We start from the raw sequence: 21,664 nt of genomic DNA on the forward strand, positions 1-21,664 counted from the left end.
TGACCTTTACTTAATCACTTATTATGACACACTTACAGATCTTACCAGTTTAATTTTCAAAAGGTGCCCCGTGCAATTTAATGGTACACAAAATTACATCGCGTCAGATTCGCTTAAGCTGGCGGTAAACGCTGCAATTACGCTAGAAAAACCACTTTTAATCAAAGGTGAACCTGGTACAGGTAAAACCATGCTTGCCGAAGAGCTGGCAAAAGCACTCGATACTGAATTAATTCAGTGGCATATAAAGTCAACAACTAAAGCACAACAAGGCTTATATGAATATGACGCTGTATCACGCTTGCGTGATAGCCAACTCGGCGATGAAAAAGTACACGATATTAGCAATTACATTGTTAAAGGAAAGCTTTGGCAAGCCTTTGAAGCGAACAAACGCCCTATTCTATTAATTGATGAAATCGACAAAGCTGATATCGAGTTTCCAAATGATTTGTTGTTAGAGCTCGATAAAATGGAGTTCTATGTGTATGAAACACAACAACGCGTAAAAGCAATAGAGCGCCCAATAGTTATTATTACCTCTAACAATGAAAAAGAGTTACCCGATGCTTTTTTACGCCGCTGTTTTTTCCACTACATAAACTTTCCAACAGCAGAAGAAATGGCACAGATCATTGAGGTTCACCACCCTAACGTGAAACAGGATTTGCTTGCACAAGCACTACAAGTTTTCTTTGGCTTACGTGATGTAAATGGCCTTAAAAAGAAACCATCTACTAGTGAATTAATCGACTGGCTTAAATTGTTACTTGCCGAAGATATAGACGCACAAACCTTGCATGATAAAACTCAAAAAGGCGGACTTATGCCACTTTTTGGTGCACTACTTAAAAATGAGCAAGATGTAAGCCTAATCGAAAAACTTGCATTTCTCGCTAAGCGTTAAGACTTATGCTGATTGCGTTTTTTTTCACATTAAAAAAACACCGCGTAAATGTGAGCGTGCGTGAACTGTTAGATTTAATCAATGCATTAAAAAAACAGGTCGTATTTGCCAACATCGACGACTTTTATCATTTGGCAAAACTGTGCTTAGTCAAAGACGAAACGCAGTTTGATAGATTTGATCGCGCTTTTGCTGAATATTTTGAAGGGGTTGAGGCTGTTGATGTTTTCTCTAAGCTGCAAACCCAGCATCAACTGCCCGAAGAGTGGTTAAAAAAGGAATTTGAAAAGTACCTTAGCCAAGAAGAAAAAGACAAAATTGAGGCCCTAGGTGGCCTTGATATACTTATGAAAACCTTGGCTGAGCGCTTAAAAGAGCAACAAAAGAGGCATGCCGGTGGTAATAAATGGGTTGGCACTGGCGGCACCTCCCCGTTTGGTGCCTACGGTTATAATCCTGAAGGCATACGTATTGGGCAAGATGGCAACAATCATCGCCGTGCTGTAAAAGTGTGGGATAAACGTCAGTTCAAAAACCTTGACCAAGACGCAGATATTAGCTCGCGTACCATGAAGCTCGCGCTAAAAAAGCTCAGAAAGTTTGCCCGTAACGGTGAAAGTGACGAGCTTGATTTAAATAACACCATTAGCGCAACAGCCAAACAAGGCGGTATGCTCGATGTAAAAATGAAACCTGAACGCCACAATGCCGTAAAAGTACTTATGTTCTTTGATATTGGTGGCTCGATGGATGACTATATTCACACCTGTGAGCAACTTTTTAGCGCTGCACACTCTGAATTTAAACACCTTGAGTTTTTCTATTTTCATAACTGCTTATATGAAAACGTTTGGCAAGATAACAAGCGCCGTTACAGTGACATATTGGATACCTTAACAATCATCAACCGCTTTGCAAGCGACTATAAAGTGATTTTTGTTGGTGATGCAACGATGGGGCCTTACGAGATTGATTACTCCGGTGGCAGTGTTGAACATTGGAATGAAGAGCCAGGCAGAGTATGGCTTGAAAGGATCACGCAACACTTTAGTAATGTAGTTTGGCTTAATCCACAACCGAAACAATATTGGCACTACTACCCTTCAATTGGCATTATTGAGCACTTAATGGAAAAGCGCATGTTTCCTCTTACGCTAGATGGGATCGGGCAAGCAATTAAAAGTTTAAATTAGCGCTTAGTGCGACTTTACTTTATCTCAATTTGATTAGAGCGTGTTGACCTTTACTGTCTATTTCTGCAGCAGTTTGTTTGGCATTTAAACAAGGCAGAGTGATTGTAGTGTAGTTACTCTACATAAATGAACGATAAAGACTTTGTGCTCCTGCAAAGTCACCTTACCCTGCATCCATGTAGGGCAACGCAGTATAAACGCCAAATAAGCGCTGCCTAACAGGTTCAACCCAAAGCGTTTTGTTCTTTGTTGTTGCTTCTTGACTTAGCTCGCTAGGCCTACAAAGCAACGCCGCGATCAAAAAGCTTTGGATTTGAACAGAATTTAGACCACAAAGATCAACACGCTCTAGTAGGATAGAACCCTAACTATAAAATTAGGCATATAAAATGGATAAACACACTGTTACAGAATACTTTCTGAGTAAGCCTTTCACGACCGTAAGCCAACCATTTGGAGAAGGCGTAGACGTTTTTAAAGTCAAAGATAAAATGTTTGCGACCCTGTCACTTGGTAACGGTAATGAGAAAGATACAAATGGCAAAATGGCGGGTCACTATTGCATTAATTTAAAATGCGATTCCGACGAAGCACTTGCGCTACGCGATATTTTTGACGCTGTTATTCCAGGTTATCATATGAATAAAAAGCTTTGGAATACCGTGATTCTTGATGGTTCAATGCCAAAAGGTGAGATTGAGCGCCTTATAGACAATTCGTTTTTATTGGTTGTTAGTAAAATGACCAAAGCAGATAGAGAAATGATATCACTTCACCTGTAACTCTAAGTATTTGCTTAAAAATAAAAAGGGAGTTAAATAATTAAAACTCCCCACTTATTTTTATTTAAGCAAGCGGTCAGTAGTTTGCAAGGCTTTGCGGATCATATTTTTCAGAATCAAGAACAACATTCACTTCACGGGCTTTTGCATCGAGTTCAGCTTGCCAAATACTTAACTCTTCCATCGTAATAGTATTGTCATCAAGCTGCCAAAGCTGACGAGAACCAGCATACGAGTAGTTAATTATCTGCATAGCGATAACATCGCCTTCCTCAACAGCAGCTTTTAACTTACGCATTTTACGGGTAATGTAATTTAGCTGCTTTTTAAGCTCCCAAACATAAGTCACTTCAGTCATAAAATCGTGATGCTTATATTTTTTTAGCACGCTACCAATCACCAAACAGCTAATCACGACTCCTGCAAGATTCCAGTGAAAATGACCCCCTTGCTCATTAGGCAAAACGGCGATGAGCCCTTGTGCAATACCCAAACTACCGACAACGAGTGCCACAATGCAGCCAACAATCACTTTATTTAAATGATTGCGATAACGAGCTTTATTGATCTCTTGTAATTTCATGCGCGTAAAACCTATAAATTATTCTGACGTGTATCAAGACAAGGCATTTTACCATTTATTAATTGAAACAAAACCTTGCAAGTCAGTTGTTAAAACATAAAATAAAAACGATTATCAATAGCATTAAATAGGAAGACACATGAAATATTTAATTAAGTTAAGTTTTATTACGTTAGCGGGAGCACTATTCTCTGCCCATGCATCAGCTTCGTGCAAAGCTACACTCGAAGCCAACGATATGATGCAATTCAATCAAAAAACACTGAGCTTTTCTAAAGACTGTAAAGAAATTAGCATTGAGTTAAAACACGTTGGTAAATTACCTGCCCAAACCATGGGCCATAACGTTGTAGTTGTAGACACAGCGAATATACAGGCTGTTGCAACAGACGGTATGTCGGCAGGAATCGATAACCAATATGTAAAACAAGGCGATAAGCGCGTATATGGATATTCCAAAGTAATCGGTGGCGGCGAAACAACCACACTCACTTTTGCGACTGACAAATTAAAGGCTGGTGGCGACTATTCATTTTTCTGCTCATTCCCAGGCCACTGGGCGATTATGAAAGGTAAGTTAGAGTTCAAATAGGCTGAAAATTCCTACTGGGCGTTTTTTAAACGCCCTTAAGGACAAATGTCCTTACAACAAACATCTACAAAGCACTATATTGGTGAATCACTTTGAAAATACAGTGTGTAATAATGAACTTTAACGTCATTAAAACGTCATAACTCTGTATTAAGTTAATGGAAATCGCAGGCACCCTGATCCAGTGGCTGTACTTGTAAAACCAGTGTTTACCCTAAACACTTAGATAAGAGAGTCGAAAATGGACTATTTATATCAAGGATCCAAAATCCATGTGGCATTGCCTGTGGACTTTGCATCCATCAACAAAAGCAAGGTGACTTTCGAAGATAAGTCAGGCAACCAACGCGTTGATTTCGAAAATAAAAGCGACGCACGCCAATTCCTTAGCTGGCTAACAAGCCAAAAATAAAAAAACCGCGAAATTCGCGGTTTTTTTATGTCTGCTAATAAGTTTGTTAGCTTGGCCAATTAAATAAACCTCACATTTAAACCGCTTACACCAGATAAAAATATTTCGCTCTGCTCACATAAGATATAGAGTAAATACTTCATTAAACTGTAAATTAGCTGTAAAACTAAACACTTAACTTAGTACCTTTATTAACAACAAAAATAAGGGTACACATGAAAACCAACGCTATCTCACTACTTGTCGCTGGTGCTATTGCTTGCGCAAGCCAACAAGCAAACGCCTTCTCACAAGAAACACACAAACGCATTGTTATTGATGCAGTAAACTACATGCAACAAAACCCAAGCTCTACTGAGTATGCCAAGTTGTCCGCATGGGCGTCTCAACTTAATTTGTCAGTTGCACAATTGGCTAACCTACTTGGTCAAGCTGCTTACGACGTTGATGATTTTGAAGATACATTCTTTTGTGGCGCAATCACAGGGTCTTGCGTACAAGCGCCTATTTGGGGCGCAGCTGAGAGCATTGTAAAATACACTAGCTACTGGCACTTTCAAAACCATACCCAAGGCCCTGACCAACACGGCAATGACTTTGGTGGTTATAACTACCAAAAACTTACGGTGTGGGGTGACATTGATAATTTAGCCGCAACTTGGTTAAAAGGCGATTACTTGGACGATGGTCGTGGTGGCGAAACAGGTTGGTTTGGTTCTGACTCAACTAAATATAATAGCTACGGCATTACTGAAGCAAACTACCGTATCGATGGTCACTCACACTACAACATGTATGATGACTTTGAAGAAATGCCGTTCCAACCAATTGACCATTTGGGTCAATACTGGTTTCAAAAGTTTGTCGAAAGCAAAAATCCACAGATCCTAGGATTTGTATTTCACACCACTGATTTACTACAACCACACCACACTTGGGTAACATCTGCATTAAATCACTCTGGTTGGGAATCGTGGGTAAAAGATTACTACGATAAAGAGCAGCTAAACGATTTTAGTAAAGTCAGCCAAGCACTTGAATACTACGCAACACTTGATGCAAACCAGCAAGATATTCGTCCTATTCTTACTCAAGGTGGTGCCCTTTCATATTCACAAGGTGGCATAGTCCTTAACTCAAAAGATCACTACGACCGCGTAAATACCGGGCAAGTTGTGATCCCACATGCCATTGCTATGGTCGTTCATTTACTTAACCATGCCGTGGTACAGCTATAAATGAAGTTTTTAGTACTATTAAGCACGCTTTTAGCGTGCTTTGCACACGCTAATGTGCAATTTAATAACCAAGAAATTGCTTTTATGAACCAATTTTATGTAAAGCAAGGCGAGCAATTAACCAAGCAGCAAACAGAACAAAGGCTTGAAACCTTGTATTTTCATCTTGCATTGGCAAAACAAAAAGCACCAACATTATTAGAGCGAGTTTCAAGTGTAGGCTTTAGCACTAACTATCATAAAAAGCGCTATATGATCAGCTTATTAGATAATGGAAATGCTAAAGTTTCAGCACCAAACATTGCCCTTAGCAGTGCTGAACTAAAACGGCTACTGGGTAACTACCCTCATAATGGCGTAGCAACAACGCAACTTTTAGCTAAGTTAACTCAGCCCTTAACTACAAACTATACATTGGCAGATGCCTATAATGATGCATCCATGCAAGCGCGCTTTAACTTGCACCAAGGAGATATAAAGCAACTAACTGAACTTGTAAAAGTTGAAACCCATTACCAAACCGTAAAGCAACAACATCAAAACCCAAATGTTCGCTGGCAGGTACTCGAATCACTCAGTACAAGTCAGGCTATCACGCCGGCACTACTTAACTACCTTGGTGTAAAAGCCAGTATGCATAATGAAAGCCCATACCTCGAAAGTTTGAAACAACAAATTTCAGCTCCTGAAATTGCAAAATACTACCAACAAAAAAAGCAGCAATTTCGCTACAGCTCAGAAGTAACAGCCGCATCGCTAATCTTTAGCTCGCAAGAAGCTGCACAAACTGCCTACAAAAATAATGCGCTGCCACAGCAACTGAATAGCAAAAAAGCCGTTATAAAGCGTAAAACGCTTAACAATAACTTTGTTAATCTAGCTGCATTTAATTTATCAACAAAACAAGGTCCAACACTTTTACGCACACCGAAAAACCAATGGGTGATCATTCAAGTATTTGATAAGAAATATGATTACTACCCTGAAAACAGTGAAACCGTTGTTTATCATGCAAAAACCACGCTTGCAACAACACTGGCTAAAAAGCAGTATGCCACTGCTAAAAATCAATGGCTCAAAGGCGGCCAATTATGAAATTAAAATTACTATTTGCTAGCATAGTTATAGCTTTAATTATCGCGCTTAGTTGGTTTAGCAATTTGCCAATGAGCCCAAATACATATACTAAAATTAATGCTTCAAAAACCGTGCATTCAAGTGTAAAACCCGCAGCAAAAATACAAACCATTGAAACAAAAACACCGGTATCGCCCGTTAACAGCCGATTAAAAACAACGTTAAGCAGCCCCGTAAAAACCCATGTTAAAGTGGATATTCCGCCAATATCACTAACTAAGATAGAGACAAGATTTACCGGTGATTTAGATGATCACGACGCTTACTTAGCGTATGAGAATGAACAAGAAATCGCGTTAAAAACAGCCTATATTCAAGCCGCCAAAGACAAAGTAAAGCTACTTAATAGCTGGCTTGTCAAAGGCATTGAAGCAGAGTTAGAAGAATCACAACTTGAGTTTGCTAGAGAAAAAATAAAAGCGCTTGAACAACTAAGCCAAACCTTGGAAGAAGAGCTAAAAAAGGCGAGCTAAATGCTCGCCTTTTTCTGTATCAATTTTTAAGCTGGTTTTAAATCAATTTTGCGCTGGTTGTAGTAGCTAATAAGGTCATCTACTGTTTTTTGGCAATACTCACGAATGCCTGAAACCAGCATATTCTTTTCGCCTTTACCAATCACTTTATCGCCATCTTTAAAAACAAATGGCAGCGTGATTTTTCCGCGTTTTCCTGTTAGCTCAAATTCAGGCGTTACAAACTCTAATACCGGTTGTTTAACATCTAGGCTAGAGAACTCAATCGACATTGACTCATACATCACCATAGGGCGTGCGGGGTTAATCATCACCTCTTGCTCACCCATCAGTGGAATAATCACGTGTGGGAATGCTTTACCTGAAAATTCCACATAGTTTTTAATTAAACTATTGGTCAGCTCTTCACAGGTTGATGTCTCTCCTTCGCGGTTTACCGATAAGTACACTTTATCGTCTTGCGTTAACGCAATTTCACTGTCGGCATTTGGAAAAGTAAGTGATACTTTTTCGTCTACCATACCAGCAAAAGTAAAGTGCATTTTTTCACTTACACCGTATTTATTTAACACCATTGAGAAAAGTAAATCACCTGGTACACAAAAACGCTTTGCATCAATATCATGAAGCGGGTTGTAATCGTCAGCAATCAGTTTTGCAAAACGGCTAGCCTGATCACGGCTGAACGATACTTTTCCTTCAGACTCTTGATAGAAACCAGATAACATAAAATAACCTCAATTTTAACTTGGCCGCGCATTTTATCAGCGTTTTTCTGAATAATTGGTCATACCTGTTGAAAGGCAATCACGATTGCTAAAAGCGCCATTCTAAATTTAAATAATACTTATCCATAGATAAGAAAGTGTGGTGACTATAACCGGCTTTTAAGCCCCAGTTACGGGCGAAATCATACTGTAAACCTAAGCCTAAATTTGCCCCAAAATTGGTTGAGTTTTCACGTGCAATCGGCTCTCGCTGTTGCGAGCGATGGTAAGTTAATTTAGTAGAGACACGCGTTACTGCAAGACCCGCGATACCGTAAAACGATAACTTATCATTAATATGATAAAAATGATAAATACCATCTAAGGTTAAAATACTCGCATCGCTGTCATGGTACACATTATTCTTACAATCAAAAAAACATAGGTCTAACCAATCAAGCTCAATGCCATAGGTGTAGTTGGCGCGTACTGCTAAATCGTTTGTCACATAATAACCTAAGCCAATACTTGCGTTAACAATGTCAGAATCGTCACCATTTAAATCATAATCATCCAATAAATCTTGCAGGTTTTGATCTAGTTCGTCGCGCGCATCCTTACTGTTGTAATTGTAATAATTTGAAGCAGCCCCAAAGTTGATAAAATATTGACCTTGCTTTTGGTTTTTTGCCATTGCTGTAGCGGGAATTAAAAGCGTTACTATAAAAATCAGAAAAGAAACCGATTTCATAACATATCCTTTTGTATTTGAATGAAAAATTAAAAACGGATATATCGTACCTAATTTGTGAAAAACGCCCATAAATTAATAGTAATAAAATGTAAAAAGCCAGCATCATGCTGGCTTTTATAAACAGTAAATTAAAACGTAATTATTATTGCGCTTGGTACGCCTTATACGCTTTTTCTAACTTCTTCGCTTGCTTCTTAGAAACACCGATATGGTTTAACGCTACGCGTAAACGTGCTCGCGACATATCTGAACCAAGAATCTCCATTGCATCAACAACCGATGTAGACGATGTTTTGCCTGTGATAGCAACAAAAATTGGCTCTAAGAAATCTTTAATCTTAAGCTCAAAATGCGTTGCAACCGCTTTTGCAATGGCAAAAATCTCTGACTTCTCCCAAGTACGTAGTGCTTCTAGTTCCCAAATGAAAATTTGTAACGCTTCACGTACCACATCTTCTTCTACTTTACCTGCAGTAAGTAATGCTGGGTCATATTCTGGTGTACCTGCAACAAAGTGGCCAGCTAAATCAACTAAGTCAGATAACGTATTAATACGCGTTTTTGCCTGCGGTAATACTTTAGCAAGTAACTCAGGGTTGAATTTCCAGTCAAAGAAACGCGCTATTAACTCTTCGTCAGATAAATTTTCGCGGATCCATAAACCGTTTAACCAGTTAAGCTTGTCGATATCGAAAATTGGACCACCTAGTGATACACGCTTCATATCAAAGTGTTCAATCATTTCATCAAGCGTGAACTTTTCACGCTCATCTGGCATTGACCAACCCATACGGCCTAGGTAATTAAGCAATGCTTCTGGTAAAAAGCCCATCTCTTTATAGTAATTAATCGATGTTGGGTTCTTACGCTTAGATAATTTTGACTTATCAGGGTTACGCAGTAGTGGTAAGTGACCCAATACCGGCGGCTGCCAGCCAAAATCTTCGTAAAGTTTTAATAGCTTAGGCGCTGAGTTAATCCACTCTTCACCGCGGAAAATATGGCTAATTTCCATATGGTGATCATCTACCACATTGGCTAAGAAATAGGTTGGGAAACCATCTGCTTTTAAAAGCACCTGCATATCTACGTTTTCCCACGGGATTTCAATCTCGCCACGTAGGTAATCGTTAAACTTAAACGAACCCTCAGCAGGAATTTTCATACGGATAACGTAAGGCTTACCCGCTTCAAGGTTTGCTTTAATTTCGTCTTCAGACAAGTTTAAACCACGGCCGTCATACTTAGGACGAAGACCTTCCGCCATTTGCTCTTCACGCATTTGGTCAAGTTCTTCAGCTGTGGCAAAACAGTAAAACGCTTTACCTTCATCAACTAATTGGTGAGCAAATTTTTTGTACATATCAGAACGCTCAGACTGACGGTAAGGGCCAAACTCACCACCAATATCTGGACCATGATCCCAGTTAAGGCCTAACCATTTAAGGCTGTCCATAATCGCTTGTTCTGATTCACGCGTGCTACGCACTTGGTCTGTATCTTCAATACGCAGTACAAATTCACCACCTTGCTGTTTCGCAAAGCAGTAGTTAAATAGTGCAATATAGGCCGTTCCTAAATGCGGATCACCGGTTGGTGACGGTGCAACACGTGTACGAATTGTCATCAAATGTCTCTTATAAATCGATAGCGATAAAATTGGCGAAAAGATAGCACACCACGGCTATTTTTCGAAGTCATTCCCTCATTTTTTTAAGCTAAATGACCACTTCAATACCACCATCACGATGCCGTAGCACTTGATCAACACGGGCAAGGCCAAGTTCAAATGCTTGTCGTGAACTTGGTCCACCCAAAGTAAATCTAAGTGCGTTACAATTCGCGTTGCCATTGCGTGTGAATACATCAACGGTTCGCACAATAACCCGATTTGCTTTTAATTGATTTGCCAGTGAGAACACATTGATATGCTCCGGCAGTGGTAAATACACATTCAAGCCCGAAAACACCGCCTTCAAGCCATGTTTTTCAAAGAGCGCTCGCAGTAAGTTGATGCGCGCGCTTACTTCATCTGCGAGCTGCAATTGGTTACGTTTAAATTCATCATCGTGTAATGCAAGTGCTAACAACTCAAAATTCATCATAGATACTGACCAACACTGACTATGAATTTGCTTAAGCACGGCTTGTTGCCACAAAAATGGCGCAATTAAGTATCCTGCCCGCAGGCCACCAGCAAAGTATTTTGAAAAGCTACCTATATAAAACACTCTGTCATTGGCGGTTTGCCAAAGCGGTAAACGCCAGTTTTCAGGCAAACAATAGTTAACGTCATCTTCAAGAATAAAAAAGTTGTAACGCTGACTGAGTGCAAGTAGTCCATCTAGCGTTGCTTGGTCATAGCGAATATTGGTGGGGTTTTGGCAGTTTGGCGTTATGTAAATCGCTTTAACCGAATTCGACTTACAGTAGGCCTCAAGGGCGTTTAAATCGATGCCTTCAGGTGTAAGAGCAATCGGTTTAGTATTTAAACCGAGTGAATCACACGCTTGATAAAATCCCGGATAACACATTTCCTCATGAAGCACCGTATCACCAGCTTGGCACAATGCAGCAAGCACACTATAAATCGCTTGCTGAGCACCTTGGCAAAAAATCAGTTCCTGCTTGCCAATTTGCAACCCTTTATCGTTTAACCAAGCTTTAAACGTACCTTGTAGTTCATCGTTGCCATTGAGTTTGTAGCGCAAAATATCTGTCAGCGCAGAGGCGTTATTTGCTAGCTTGCGCATTTGCTCGGCCAATACATTTTGCTGTCCCATAAGCGGCATCATGCTTGATGAAAAATCGGTATCGTCCAATTCATCCAGATGAACTGACTGCGCTTTTATAAACGTGCCTGCCCCAAGTTTTGCCGTAGCAATGCCGCGTTTAACGAGTAAATCATAGGCGCGCGTAACCGTGCCATGAGTCACACCAAGATGGTCGGCTAAAATTCGTTGCGCTGGCAATTTTTGCTCCGCAGAAATTACCCCAGATTGAGCGACACGCTCAATTAAATCTGCAAGCGCTTGATATTTTGAACTTAATTTACAGAGCTTTTGGTACTCTGTTATTTCCGGCAACCAAATTGTATTCATAACAATATTTAAATTGATCCTTTTTAAACAATATGCCATTGCTAACAATATAAATAAACATGAAATTGTATTGATACAATTTGAGGATCAAAATGGAAACCAGCACTGTATTATCATTATTGCCTGCACTTATATTATTTAGCATTAGTGCCACACTCACACCCGGGCCAAATAATATTCTACTCGCCTATTCAGGGGCGAACTTTGGTTTTCGTAAAACACTGCCGCATATTGTGGGTATACGTATCGGCATGACGTGTATGCACTTAGCTATGTTGCTTGGCCTTGGCAAGCTGTTTGAACAGTATCCAATGCTGCATCAAGTATTAAGTGTATTTGCAGCCAGCTACATTATTTATTTAGCCGTTAAGATTGCTCGTGGTAAGCCAAATAGCAGTAATAGTAGCGCCTCTCCCATGACCTTTAGCCAAGCAGCGCTGTTTCAATTAGTGAACCCTAAATCATGGGCAATGTTGCTCACTTTAGTCACCGCACTTACTTTACCAAATGAACATTACTGGCCCTCGGCATTATTGGGCGTAGTTGTATTTAACTTAGCGACCTTGCCCTGCTCGTTTTTTTGGGTTGCTGTTGGTCGTTTCCTAAATGGCTTTTTACAAAATCCACAAAAGCTAAAGCGCTTTAATTTAGTTATGGCGAGTCTGTTACTACTGACATTACCACTTATCTTTTATTAAGGCGTGAACAATATGAAGGTGTGCCACACAATTGATGATCATGATTTTGAACACATTCACCAGTTTTTATCGCTTCATGCATATTGGTGTTTACATATTCCAAAGCGCACATTAAAAACAGCGTTAAGCAACTCATTATGCTTTGCTATAAAGAATGAAGACGGCGAATTGCTCGCATTTGCACGGGTAGTAAGTGACTATGCGACATTTGCTAATTTGCTCGACGTGTTTGTTTTACCTGATAACCAAGGCTTGGGGGTTGGCAAAACTCTCATAAAAGCAGTCGTTGAACATCCAAAATTACAAGGTTTAAGGCGTTTTACTCTTGCCACTAAAGATGCTCATGGGCTTTACCAACAATTTGGTTTTAAGGCGCCTAAATTCCCAGAAGCAAATATGGAAATCTATTTACCCGATATTTATCGAGATTAAGGCACAATAATAGTGGGTGCTTCTGGCTCTTCTTTACCTAACATACGGCGAATAGCGTGTAGCTTTTGGGCATGCTCATTCTCTTTGTGATACGCAATATACACATCACGCTTAAACTCAGGTAATGCCTCTAATCGATGCAATGAGCCTTGCTCAATAAAAGGTTCAACGAGTACATCGGGTAAATAGGCTGTGCCACCACACTGCAACATTAAATCAAGAGCGATCCGTGCTGTACTGGTTCGCATTAATGGTGTTGCCATGCCTTTAAGCTCTTTTCCATGCCATGCCGTAAAATTAGTGCCCCAATCAACACGAATATAACGGGTTACATCACTTGGGCTAGCAATTGGTTCGCTTGAAGTTGATACTGGGATTAATGCAAAAGTATGCAGTAATTCAATTTTGAGCTCTTCCGCTTTGGGCGGATCAAAAATAATTGCGATATCTAGTGAGCGCTCTAACAATTGTCGCGTGATTTGCTCTCGCGCTAAAATTTCAGCCACCAAGCTTACATCAGGTTGCGTCGCGTATATTTTTGAAATCGCATCATGAATGTAGGTATCCCACGTATTCGGCGTACCTGCGATAGAGATTTGCGTCACTTGCTCTTGGGTTAATGCTACATCTTGCTTTGCCATACGCAATGTTTGCATCATCACTTCGGCATGCGAAACAAATCGTTCGCCCGCAGGCGTAAGCTGAATATTATTACGGTTGCGAATAAATAGCTCTACGCCAAAATACTGCTCAAGCTGGCGAATTCTCGAACTTACAGCAGCTTGCGTTAAATATAAATTTTCAGCCGCCTTACCAAAATGGCGACAGTTTTTTACTTCTATAAAGGTTTTAACTAATTCGATATCCAAAGCAGTATCTCTTATCGTGACGATAAATTTTTATTGTTGTACTTAGTAAACACAATTCACGCATACTCCGCCAAAATGGGCAAAGTTGTCAACATGAGTATCTCATATGGACTTATTACATGGTTTTGTAAAAACAAGCAATTTCTATGATGACCTGAATTTTCCACAAGGATTTAACCGTAGCGGACACTTTACAATTCAAGAAGCAGAATTGTTAACAGCCATCGGTAAGCGATTATTTCAATTAGAACATCAACTAGCAGAGCCACAAAATCACACTGAAGAGAATTTTGTGGCTATGTGCGTTACAAAACGAGACCCCGAAACTCGATTAGAGAGTTTGTGGCACAAGTATAAATCGGCTACTCAAAGCAAACGATTTCATACGCTAAGTAGTTCAGTTAAAGCCAATGTTGATAACGCATTTAATGAATTAGAAGGTAATTACTAATGCGTGGTTGGATAATCTACAAGCAAAACGAAATGTTATTGCGTCAAGAAGCGTACGAAATACACCGCTTACTTGAAGTAGCAAAAGAAGAAAATATTGAATTACAGGTATTTTCACCGGATCAGTTCGATCTAACGGTAACCCGTGATGACGAAAAAAGTATTCTAATTGATGGTAAACGTCAGGAACTTCCTGATTTTGTAATGCCACGCATGGGTGCTGGCACAACCTACTTTACCCTTGCGGTTATTCGTCACTTAGAGCGCTTAGGTGTTTACTGTGTAAACAGCTCGCATTCAATTGAAACCGTAAAAGATAAGCTGTTTGCACAGCAAATCTTAGCTGAGAAAAACTTACCAACACCCGATACCATGCTGGTTAAGTTCCCAGTAAACGTGGCGTTAGTTGAAAAGCAAATTGGTTTTCCTGTGGTTGTAAAAACCCTGTCGGGTTCGCAAGGCAGCGGTGTATTTTTATCAAAATCACCAGGCGAATTTGATGACTTAATGCAACTGATTGAAGCAACAAGTCCAAAAGCGAATATTATTTTGCAGCAGTTTGTAAAAGCTAGTCACGGTAGAGATTTGCGCGTATTTACCATAGGTGGTCGTGCAATTGCCTGTATGGAACGCAACTCAAACGGCGAAAACTTTAAAGCAAATGTAAGCTTAGGTGGCGTGGGTAAACTTTACCCTATTACTCCTGAAATTGAATAGCTTGCCACCCAAACTGCCAATGTGCTTGGCTTAGATGTAGCAGGTATTGACTTATTATTCGATCAAGAACACTTTAAGATTTGCGAAGCGAATTCATCGCCTGGATTTGAAGGATTAGAAAACGCGGTCGATATTGACGTACCACGCGAAATATTCCACTTTATTCGCATTCGCTTAGGTATTTTTGATAAAACCTCCGCTAAAAAGATAACCAAGCCAGTTGCAAAGCAAGTGGAAGAAAAAAGCTAATAAATTCCTTTAATAGCAAAACGCAGCCTAGAGCTGCGTTTTTTGTTTCTTTAATAAGTAGCTTTGAATTTGTTTAGGTAATTTGCATTTACCCGTTGTTGTGCCATCACAATCGTGTACTGCTACTTTCACAAGTTTACTATCTGCTACCGGCACAATGTACTTTTCACAGCGTTTACCTTTTTGAACATAGCCTTCAATGCATTGCCACCCGCCTTCGCCATTATCAATGGCAAATTCAGGCAAGCCATAGCTGACGCACTGACCGTAGCGCCAATCCTTACCAATAGGGCAAACACATCCACCACCTACTAAGGATTTATCCATGTCTTTACCACATTGGCTCGCATATAAATTCAGTGGAAAAAATAAGAGTAATATCAGCCATTTCATTCGTCACTCCATAACAAAAAGCAAAACAACACTGTGACATATTACATATAAAACATGAAAAAACAAAAAACGCAGCCGAAGCTGCGTTTTGTAAAACTCTTTACTACTTATTGAAAATTAAGCAGCTTTATTGGCTACTTCATTTTCTAAAAAGGCAATAATATCGTTAGACTCGTAAAGCCATGTTACTTTGTCGTCTTGCTCAATACGTAAGCACGGCACTTTTACTTTACCGCCTTCTGCTGCAAGTGTTTCACGGTGAATACCTTCGGCTTTTGCGTCACGCAATTCAATATTTAAACTATTGCGCTTCATTGCGCGGCGTACTTTTACGCAAAACGGGCACGCTTTGAATTGATATAAGCTTAAGTTTTGAGTTTTTGTGTCTATTTCAGCTTGCAACTGTGCATCGCGCTTAACACCTCGTGGTGTTGTAATAAAATCAAAAAATAAAATAATGCGGCCTAATAACCAACGAACAAACTTCATACAACCTCCAATCAATTTGGCGGCATTTTACTGTAAATATTAGAACGAATAAAGGTTAGCCCGAAGTAAGAAGAGTCTAACTTATAACCATCGGTGAACGTGTTTTTTATACTGGATAAATTGCTCACCAAAGCACTCGGTTAACGCGGCTTCTTCCGGTTTAATTTGAAAGCGCTCGATAAACAATACAAATGCCACAACACCTAACAAACTTAACCAACTGCCAAGTAAAATAGCAAAGCCTAAAATCGCTAAAGCCATGCCCAAATACATTGGGTTTCGCGTATATTGAAAAATGCCGCTAGTGACTAGGCTTGAGGCGGTTTCAGGTTTAAGTGGGTTTACCGTGGTACTCGCTTTTTTAAAAGAAATAACACCAGCAAGGGCAATCGCTACCCCAAGCAAAACGGCAATTACAAACAGTTTAAAATTAAGTGTGCGAATAATCTCAAATGTGAATTCAGCATCCGACACTAAATACATGCCCACCATACAAAATAATCCCACCACAGGGGGTGGGATTTTATTATTAAGCTTATTGGCGAATAAGGTAATCACCTTCGCCTACCCATTTATAGGTGGTTAATGCTTCGAGGCCCATCGGCCCGCGGGCATGCAGTTTTTGTGTTGATACTGCAACCTCAGCGCCTAAGCCAAACTGCGAGCCATCGGTAAAGCGCGTGCTCGCATTTACATAAACTGCCGCTGAGTTTACCGCTGCGACAAACTTATTGGTATTGCTCAAACTCTCAGACAAAATGCCATCTGAGTGACCGGATGAATGCTCACGAATATGCATTATCGCTTGGTTTATATCATCAACAACTTTAATACCAAGCGTTAGGCTTAACCATTCTTTGCTGTACTCACCTTCCGCAATTAGGCTAACACGCTCACTAAGCGCTGCTGCTCTGTCGCAGCCTTTAAGCTTCACTTGGCCTAAACGCTCAGCTAATAATGGTACTAACTGCTTTGCAATTGATTCATCCATAAGTACTGTATCAAGTGCATTACACACACTTGGGCGCTGTACCTTAGCGTTTTCAATAACATCCAATGCTTTTTGTAAATCGGCTGAAGCATCGACATATAAATGACAAATACCAATACCGCCAGTGATAACGGGTATTGTGCTATTTTCAACGCATACTTTTTGCAATGTATCGCCACCGCGCGGAATAATCATATCGATGTACTTATCTTGCTTTAAAAGCTCAAGTACTAAGGCGCGATCTGGATTGGTAATTAATTGTACTGCATCTTTATTAATGCCCGCATCAATAAGCGCTTTACCAATTAATTCTACTAAGTAAGTGTTTGTATTAAGTGTTTCTTTACCGCCGCGTAAAATACTGGCATTACCCGTTTTTAAACATAAACAGGCGATATCTAAAGTAACATTGGGGCGCGCTTCATAAATAACGCCTACTACACCTAATGGCACAATTTGTTTTTTTAAGCGCAGGCCATTTTCAAGCGCTTTTCCGTCATATTCACCACCAACTGGATCATCCATTGCAATTAAGCTTTGAATATCATCGGCAATGCCTAAAATGCGTTCTTTGTTTAATAACAAACGATCGAGCAAGGCCTCGGTTAAGCCATTTTCTTTACCTGCGTTAATATCACGCTGGTTCACTTGTTCGATTTGCTCGGCATTTTCTAAAATGATGGAACGAATATTTTCTAATGCTGTATTTTTCTGTGCTGTTGTCGCCACAGCGAGATCAAAACTTGCTAACTTTGCCTGCTGTGCTAATTGCGTAATCACGTTAATCCTCCAAAAAGTACTAAATCATCGCGGTGAATCACCACCGCCCCGTAGTCGTAACCGAGCAATTGATTGATTTGCTCGGAATGTTGCCCTTTTATTTGGGCCAAATCGCTTGATGAATAACGACAAATGCCCCGTGCAATTTGCGCCCCATTTTGGTCGCATAATTTCACCATGGCACCGCGTTCAAATTTACCAAGCACATCACTCAAGCCTTTTGCTAACAAGCTTGACCCTGAGTGTTTCATTGCGCTCACTGCGCCTTCATCTAATATTAGCTCACCGCTTGCTGGTGGCCCTGCCATTAACCACTGTTTGCGGCTTTCTGTCACCGACGCTGTTGCTACAAACCGTGTGCCAACATCTTTGCCAAGTGCCGCATCTACAATTACATTGTCTTTATGGCCTGCGGCAATAATCACTTCAACACCTGCACGGCACGCAATATCAGCTGCTTGCAGTTTAGTTGCCATACCGCCGGTACCTAAATTCGTACCCGAACCGCCCGCTAATGCTTTTAAATTAGCGTCAATCTTATCGACCAAATTAATCAATTTTGCATCTGGGTTAGCGCGCGGATCTGCGGTAAACAATCCCGGCTGATCCGTTAGTAACAACAATTTATCGGCCTTAGCGAGAATCGCAGCCAAAGCCGATAAATTATCATTATCCCCAACTTTAATTTCTTGTGTTGCTACCGCATCATTTTCGTTAATGATCGGCACAATATCGTGCTTAATCAATGCCTTTAGCGTATCACGTGCGTTTAAATAACGCTCACGGTCGTCTAAATCTGCGCGGGTTAATAACATTTGCCCTACATGCATACCGTATAAGTTAAATAAGGTTTGCCATGTATGGATCAAATGACTTTGGCCAACCGCTGCAAGCATTTGTTTATTGTTCACATTGCTTAAATCACAACTTAAATGCAAATGCTCTTTACCCGCGGCAACCGCACCGCTCGAAACCAAAATAATTTTGTGCCCTTTCTTTTTTAATTGGGCACACTGACGCACTAATTCAACCATATGCGCTTTATCTAAGGTAAAACTGCCACCGGTTAATACACTTGTTCCCAGCTTTATTACAATTGTTTGACTTGTTTCACTCATTCCCCACACCCTAAACGACGGGCCAGTGTCTTTGTTATATCAAAGCTGAGAAAATCAACAAGGGTAAAATGGTCTCACACAAAAAAATATCATGCAAACCACCTAATCAACCAAATATAAATAAGAAAATCTAATCTATAACAGCATAAAATTTTGCATTTTCATGATTTACTATTCTTTGGTCGACACTCATCGCTTGATGCTTATTGCACCGATAAAAGTCTGATAAAATTCACTGCCCCTAAAATTTGAGTTGTGTTTATGCCCGCTAGTTTATGTTTACTAATCGCCACATTTTTGTGGGGAAGCTCGTTTATTGCCTTAAAGTACGCCATTGATTTATACCACCCTGCGGTGGTGATTTTCTTGCGTATGCTCACTACATTTGCCCTATGCATGCTGCTTTGGCGCCAAGTGAAAAAGTTTGACTATCAAAAAGGTGATTGGAAGTATCTATTCGGTATGTCACTTGCAGAGCCCTGTTTGTATTTTTTATTTGAAGGCTACGCCCTTGAATATACCTCTGCCAGTCAAGCGGGTGTGATTGTGAGCTGCTTCCCTCTGATTGTGGCATTGCTCGCGTTTGTTATGCTGAAAGAGTATTTATCAAAATCCATCATCACCGGGTTTGTTTTTTGTATTGTAGGTGGCATTGCGCTTACGCTTGTTTCACCCGATACCAGCGCCGCACCAAACCCCACACTAGGTAACTTTTTAGAGTTTTTAGCTATGGTCTGTGCGGCCTATTACTCAGTATGTGTAAAGCATTTAGCTCATCGTTATTCACCAATAAGCCTTATCGCTCTGCAAGGTATAAGCGGCACATTATTCTTTACGCCATTTTTGTTTTTTGTCGAAATACCGAGTGAAATGTCGATTGAAGGTATTGCCGCTATTGTCTACTTAGGCTCATTTGTAACACTCGGTGGCTACGGCATGTATAACTATGCCATTTCAAAAGTATCGGTGTTAACTGCCGCTGCATTTTCAAACCTTATTCCTGTATTCACCTTGCTACTCGCGTCATTACTTCTCCATGAGTTCTTAACGTGGCAACAATGGCTCGCAATTGGCTGTGTATTTATCGGCGTTGTTATTGCCCAGCGCCATAAGCCAAAACCACACGAGGATATAGAGCCGCAAATGGATACAATGCCGGTAGAGGTTGGGAGTGAAAGGTAACTAATTTTTAGCAGTTACTCATACTTCTGAGTGACTGCTAAATTATGCCTCCATGCGTTTCGAAAAAGCCCATCCTTGGGCTTTATGTTACTTTTCTTTGCTTCGCCAAAGATAAAGTAACCAAAAGAAAGGCGACCGCACTATCAAACTTAATCCTCAAATCAAATTTGAATTTTATGATAAACGCCATGAAGCAACGTCCATGTTGTACATGGCTTGCTCGACTCGCTTCGCTCCCTGTCTCGCATTATCAATTCAAACTTGATTTTCGGGTTTAATAAAAGCGGAATGGAACCTCAGCAACAGTCTTCAAGGTCGCAATTGAGCGATCAATGGTCGTTGATAAAACTAACGTCAGTACACACATTGCATGACGAAGACCCACTTTAGTTCATGAGCATGGCACGTTATGTAAAACTTTAACTGTCTCGATTATCTAAATCCTATTTTAAATTGCTAGGTCAATAATATACTGTTAATCTACTGAAAGTATTGAATAAAATTACTTATTGGTATGCAAGCTTTAGGTTATGGATAACTTCCTTAAATCGATATGCGCTCTAATAAGCTGTTATATTACGTTTGAGGTTTGATTTTGGATTCCAATAAAAAACAAGGAGCACCGTGGTGGGTTGTTGTTCTTTTCTTCATTTTCGGGGTATACACTTTTGTTACTGATTCCAAAAGGTCATTTAAGAAACTGGATGAATTTAAATCTGCTTTAACTTCTCAAGACACACCAATAAAATATTATTCGATTACAAAAATTACAGCTGATAGACAATTGAATCCAAATTGGAAGGTGTTCACAAAAAAAGAAATAAATTGTCTTTTGAGCGGAGTCGAGTCTTGGTTTTCTGGGCGACTTCCGTCACGAGAAAACTCAAATTATCAGGTTTTACATATTGAAACAGATGAAAAATCATTTCGTATGACTATGAGGTTTTTCAAGGGAAAAATCTACTATGATGCATGGTTAAAACAAGATATTGGTTATAAGAGTTATGGATTCAGTGCTGTTGGAGAATGCGAAACGGTTGTAGGTGCCCACGAAATATAACAAGGCAAATTAAAAAGAGTGAAAAACAGTTGGCTTTGTTCGTGCCTCACCAAATATAGCCTAGCTTTATTAGCTAGTTATGCGGGGATTACGAATGACAGTTGTTGGCACAAAGCGGAAATAACCCTCTGAATTTAATTATGTATCCGACAGTAATGAGCGAATAACGGACCTTTAGATTTTTTAAACCCTTACTTTTCAGCCTCTGAATTTAAACCTTTCCCCCATATTCAAGAAAATGCGCAAATTGCGCATTTTTATCTTTCTCAAAAATTAACCACATGTATTTTTAATAATACTGGCAACTAGTTATCAACTTTGTTAAAACTAAAGCATTCAGAAAAGTGCGCGATTGCA

The 21,664-nt window shown here is 40.0% G+C and carries 24 protein-coding genes and 1 pseudogene; 14 read left to right on the plus strand and 11 right to left on the minus strand.

Annotated features, from left to right (window positions below):
- Positions 1–70 precede the first annotated feature (70 nt).
- From AN214_RS10740 to AN214_RS10750, 3 genes are all read left to right on the plus strand, one after another.
- On the plus strand, positions 71–907 hold the full coding sequence (locus tag AN214_RS10740) for a MoxR family ATPase (RefSeq protein ID WP_054979732.1): 837 nt from the start codon (positions 71–73) through the stop codon (positions 905–907).
- Positions 908–912: 5 nt separating this feature from the next.
- A complete protein-coding gene (locus AN214_RS10745; RefSeq protein WP_054979733.1) occupies positions 913–2,100 on the plus strand; it encodes a VWA domain-containing protein in 1,188 nt (395 codons plus the stop codon).
- Positions 2,101–2,489: 389 nt separating this feature from the next.
- A complete protein-coding gene (locus tag AN214_RS10750) occupies positions 2,490–2,882 on the plus strand; it encodes an MmcQ/YjbR family DNA-binding protein (protein ID WP_054979734.1) in 393 nt (130 codons plus the stop codon).
- Positions 2,883–2,958: 76 nt separating this feature from the next.
- Here AN214_RS10750 and AN214_RS10755 read toward each other — a convergent pair whose 3' ends face one another.
- Positions 2,959–3,465 (minus strand): DUF3087 domain-containing protein, encoded by a 507-nt coding sequence (locus tag AN214_RS10755; protein WP_054979735.1) that lies wholly within the window; start codon positions 3,463–3,465, stop codon positions 2,959–2,961.
- Positions 3,466–3,604: 139 nt separating this feature from the next.
- Between AN214_RS10755 and azu the strand changes: the two genes are divergently transcribed.
- The 5 genes from azu to AN214_RS10775 all read left to right on the plus strand — a co-directional run bounded on the left by azu (position 3,605) and on the right by AN214_RS10775 (position 7,317).
- Positions 3,605–4,057 (plus strand): azurin, encoded by a 453-nt coding sequence (gene azu / locus AN214_RS10760; RefSeq protein ID WP_054979736.1) that lies wholly within the window; start codon positions 3,605–3,607, stop codon positions 4,055–4,057.
- 241 nt (positions 4,058–4,298) lie between these two features.
- On the plus strand, positions 4,299–4,469 hold the full coding sequence (locus tag AN214_RS22870; protein ID WP_010560955.1) for a hypothetical protein: 171 nt from the start codon (positions 4,299–4,301) through the stop codon (positions 4,467–4,469).
- 215 nt (positions 4,470–4,684) lie between these two features.
- A complete protein-coding gene (locus AN214_RS10765) occupies positions 4,685–5,707 on the plus strand; it encodes a hypothetical protein (protein ID WP_054979737.1) in 1,023 nt (340 codons plus the stop codon).
- Positions 5,708–6,802, plus strand: coding sequence for a hypothetical protein (locus AN214_RS10770; protein ID WP_054979738.1), 1,095 nt, complete (start codon positions 5,708–5,710; stop codon positions 6,800–6,802).
- Positions 6,799–7,317: a hypothetical protein gene (locus AN214_RS10775; RefSeq protein WP_054979739.1), complete on the plus strand. Its 519-nt coding sequence runs from the start codon at positions 6,799–6,801 to the stop codon at positions 7,315–7,317. The genes AN214_RS10770 and AN214_RS10775 overlap by 4 nt, the downstream gene beginning before the upstream one ends.
- A gap of 26 nt (positions 7,318–7,343) precedes the next feature.
- Here AN214_RS10775 and AN214_RS10780 read toward each other — a convergent pair whose 3' ends face one another.
- The 4 genes from AN214_RS10780 to AN214_RS10795 all read right to left on the minus strand — a co-directional run bounded on the left by AN214_RS10780 (position 7,344) and on the right by AN214_RS10795 (position 11,879).
- A complete protein-coding gene (locus AN214_RS10780; protein WP_010560959.1) occupies positions 7,344–8,045 on the minus strand; it encodes a DUF3581 family protein in 702 nt (233 codons plus the stop codon).
- An 88-nt stretch (positions 8,046–8,133) separates the two neighbouring features.
- The gene (locus AN214_RS10785) at positions 8,134–8,775 is read right to left on the minus strand and encodes an outer membrane protein (protein ID WP_054979740.1); all 642 of its coding nucleotides are present in this window, start codon (positions 8,773–8,775) and stop codon (positions 8,134–8,136) included.
- Positions 8,776–8,920: 145 nt separating this feature from the next.
- Positions 8,921–10,405 carry a glutamate--tRNA ligase gene (gene gltX, locus AN214_RS10790; protein WP_054979741.1) on the minus strand — a complete coding sequence of 495 codons (1,485 nt, stop codon included), beginning with the start codon at positions 10,403–10,405 and terminating at the stop codon, positions 8,921–8,923.
- Between the two features lie 91 nt (positions 10,406–10,496).
- Positions 10,497–11,879 carry a PLP-dependent aminotransferase family protein gene (locus AN214_RS10795; protein ID WP_054979742.1) on the minus strand — a complete coding sequence of 461 codons (1,383 nt, stop codon included), beginning with the start codon at positions 11,877–11,879 and terminating at the stop codon, positions 10,497–10,499.
- Between the two features lie 92 nt (positions 11,880–11,971).
- Here AN214_RS10795 and AN214_RS10800 point away from each other — a divergent pair, with 92 nt between their 5' ends.
- Together AN214_RS10800 and AN214_RS10805 are read left to right on the plus strand one after the other, a co-directional pair.
- Positions 11,972–12,577 carry a LysE family translocator gene (locus AN214_RS10800; RefSeq protein ID WP_054979743.1) on the plus strand — a complete coding sequence of 202 codons (606 nt, stop codon included), beginning with the start codon at positions 11,972–11,974 and terminating at the stop codon, positions 12,575–12,577.
- Between the two features lie 12 nt (positions 12,578–12,589).
- Positions 12,590–13,009: a GNAT family N-acetyltransferase gene (locus AN214_RS10805; protein ID WP_054979744.1), complete on the plus strand. Its 420-nt coding sequence runs from the start codon at positions 12,590–12,592 to the stop codon at positions 13,007–13,009.
- Here the strand turns inward: AN214_RS10805 and AN214_RS10810 are convergent.
- A complete protein-coding gene (locus tag AN214_RS10810) occupies positions 13,006–13,878 on the minus strand; it encodes a LysR family transcriptional regulator (protein WP_054979745.1) in 873 nt (290 codons plus the stop codon). The genes AN214_RS10805 and AN214_RS10810 overlap by 4 nt on opposite strands.
- A 106-nt stretch (positions 13,879–13,984) precedes the next feature.
- On the opposite strand from AN214_RS10810, the gene maoP reads away from it, so the two are divergent.
- Together maoP and AN214_RS10820 are read left to right on the plus strand one after the other, a co-directional pair.
- Positions 13,985–14,329 (plus strand): DUF413 domain-containing protein, encoded by a 345-nt coding sequence (maoP, locus tag AN214_RS10815; protein WP_054979746.1) that lies wholly within the window; start codon positions 13,985–13,987, stop codon positions 14,327–14,329.
- Positions 14,329–15,294 (plus strand): annotated as a pseudogene (locus AN214_RS10820) (RimK family alpha-L-glutamate ligase). Before maoP ends, AN214_RS10820 begins: the two are co-directional and overlap by 1 nt.
- A 27-nt stretch (positions 15,295–15,321) precedes the next feature.
- On the opposite strand, the gene AN214_RS10825 reads toward AN214_RS10820, so the two are convergent.
- The 5 genes from AN214_RS10825 to proB form a co-directional block, all read right to left on the minus strand.
- Complete coding sequence (locus tag AN214_RS10825; protein ID WP_054979747.1) at positions 15,322–15,687, minus strand: hypothetical protein; 366 nt, start codon at positions 15,685–15,687, stop codon at positions 15,322–15,324.
- Positions 15,688–15,804: 117 nt separating this feature from the next.
- The gene (locus AN214_RS10830; RefSeq protein WP_054979748.1) at positions 15,805–16,176 is read right to left on the minus strand and encodes a glutathione S-transferase N-terminal domain-containing protein; all 372 of its coding nucleotides are present in this window, start codon (positions 16,174–16,176) and stop codon (positions 15,805–15,807) included.
- 81 nt (positions 16,177–16,257) lie between these two features.
- Positions 16,258–16,734 carry an isoprenylcysteine carboxylmethyltransferase family protein gene (locus AN214_RS10835; RefSeq protein ID WP_235576740.1) on the minus strand — a complete coding sequence of 159 codons (477 nt, stop codon included), beginning with the start codon at positions 16,732–16,734 and terminating at the stop codon, positions 16,258–16,260.
- Complete coding sequence (locus AN214_RS10840) at positions 16,712–17,947, minus strand: glutamate-5-semialdehyde dehydrogenase (protein WP_054979749.1); 1,236 nt, start codon at positions 17,945–17,947, stop codon at positions 16,712–16,714. The genes AN214_RS10835 and AN214_RS10840 overlap by 23 nt, the downstream gene beginning before the upstream one ends.
- Positions 17,944–19,065, minus strand: coding sequence for a glutamate 5-kinase (gene proB, locus AN214_RS10845; protein ID WP_054979750.1), 1,122 nt, complete (start codon positions 19,063–19,065; stop codon positions 17,944–17,946). The genes AN214_RS10840 and proB overlap by 4 nt, the downstream gene beginning before the upstream one ends.
- Before the next feature lie 261 nt (positions 19,066–19,326).
- Here proB and AN214_RS10850 point away from each other — a divergent pair, with 261 nt between their 5' ends.
- Together AN214_RS10850 and AN214_RS10855 are read left to right on the plus strand one after the other, a co-directional pair.
- The gene (locus AN214_RS10850) at positions 19,327–20,247 is read left to right on the plus strand and encodes a DMT family transporter (RefSeq protein ID WP_054979751.1); all 921 of its coding nucleotides are present in this window, start codon (positions 19,327–19,329) and stop codon (positions 20,245–20,247) included.
- A gap of 595 nt (positions 20,248–20,842) precedes the next feature.
- Entirely contained in the window at positions 20,843–21,307 is a 465-nt protein-coding gene (locus tag AN214_RS10855; protein WP_054979752.1) for a hypothetical protein, read from the plus strand.
- Positions 21,308–21,664: the final 357 nt, after the last annotated feature.

Origin of the sequence: Pseudoalteromonas sp. P1-9 (assembly GCF_001399975.1) — a bacterium.
GTDB lineage: Bacteria > Pseudomonadota > Gammaproteobacteria > Enterobacterales > Alteromonadaceae > Pseudoalteromonas.

Coding starts and splice junctions, on each gene's coding strand:
- AN214_RS10745 (WP_054979733.1), top strand. CDS start 913: ATGCTGATTGCGTTTTTTTTCACATTAAAAAAACACCGCGTAAATGTG.
- AN214_RS10750 (WP_054979734.1), top strand. CDS start 2,490: ATGGATAAACACACTGTTACAGAATACTTTCTGAGTAAGCCTTTCACG.
- AN214_RS10755 (WP_054979735.1), bottom strand. CDS start 3,465: ATGAAATTACAAGAGATCAATAAAGCTCGTTATCGCAATCATTTAAAT.
- azu (WP_054979736.1), top strand. CDS start 3,605: ATGAAATATTTAATTAAGTTAAGTTTTATTACGTTAGCGGGAGCACTA.
- AN214_RS22870 (WP_010560955.1), top strand. CDS start 4,299: ATGGACTATTTATATCAAGGATCCAAAATCCATGTGGCATTGCCTGTG.
- AN214_RS10765 (WP_054979737.1), top strand. CDS start 4,685: ATGAAAACCAACGCTATCTCACTACTTGTCGCTGGTGCTATTGCTTGC.
- AN214_RS10770 (WP_054979738.1), top strand. CDS start 5,708: ATGAAGTTTTTAGTACTATTAAGCACGCTTTTAGCGTGCTTTGCACAC.
- AN214_RS10775 (WP_054979739.1), top strand. CDS start 6,799: ATGAAATTAAAATTACTATTTGCTAGCATAGTTATAGCTTTAATTATC.
- AN214_RS10780 (WP_010560959.1), bottom strand. CDS start 8,045: ATGTTATCTGGTTTCTATCAAGAGTCTGAAGGAAAAGTATCGTTCAGC.
- AN214_RS10785 (WP_054979740.1), bottom strand. CDS start 8,775: ATGAAATCGGTTTCTTTTCTGATTTTTATAGTAACGCTTTTAATTCCC.
- gltX (WP_054979741.1), bottom strand. CDS start 10,405: ATGACAATTCGTACACGTGTTGCACCGTCACCAACCGGTGATCCGCAT.
- AN214_RS10795 (WP_054979742.1), bottom strand. CDS start 11,879: ATGAATACAATTTGGTTGCCGGAAATAACAGAGTACCAAAAGCTCTGT.
- AN214_RS10800 (WP_054979743.1), top strand. CDS start 11,972: ATGGAAACCAGCACTGTATTATCATTATTGCCTGCACTTATATTATTT.
- AN214_RS10805 (WP_054979744.1), top strand. CDS start 12,590: ATGAAGGTGTGCCACACAATTGATGATCATGATTTTGAACACATTCAC.
- maoP (WP_054979746.1), top strand. CDS start 13,985: ATGGACTTATTACATGGTTTTGTAAAAACAAGCAATTTCTATGATGAC.
- AN214_RS10825 (WP_054979747.1), bottom strand. CDS start 15,687: ATGAAATGGCTGATATTACTCTTATTTTTTCCACTGAATTTATATGCG.
- AN214_RS10830 (WP_054979748.1), bottom strand. CDS start 16,176: ATGAAGTTTGTTCGTTGGTTATTAGGCCGCATTATTTTATTTTTTGAT.
- proB (WP_054979750.1), bottom strand. CDS start 19,065: ATGAGTGAAACAAGTCAAACAATTGTAATAAAGCTGGGAACAAGTGTA.
- AN214_RS10850 (WP_054979751.1), top strand. CDS start 19,327: ATGCCCGCTAGTTTATGTTTACTAATCGCCACATTTTTGTGGGGAAGC.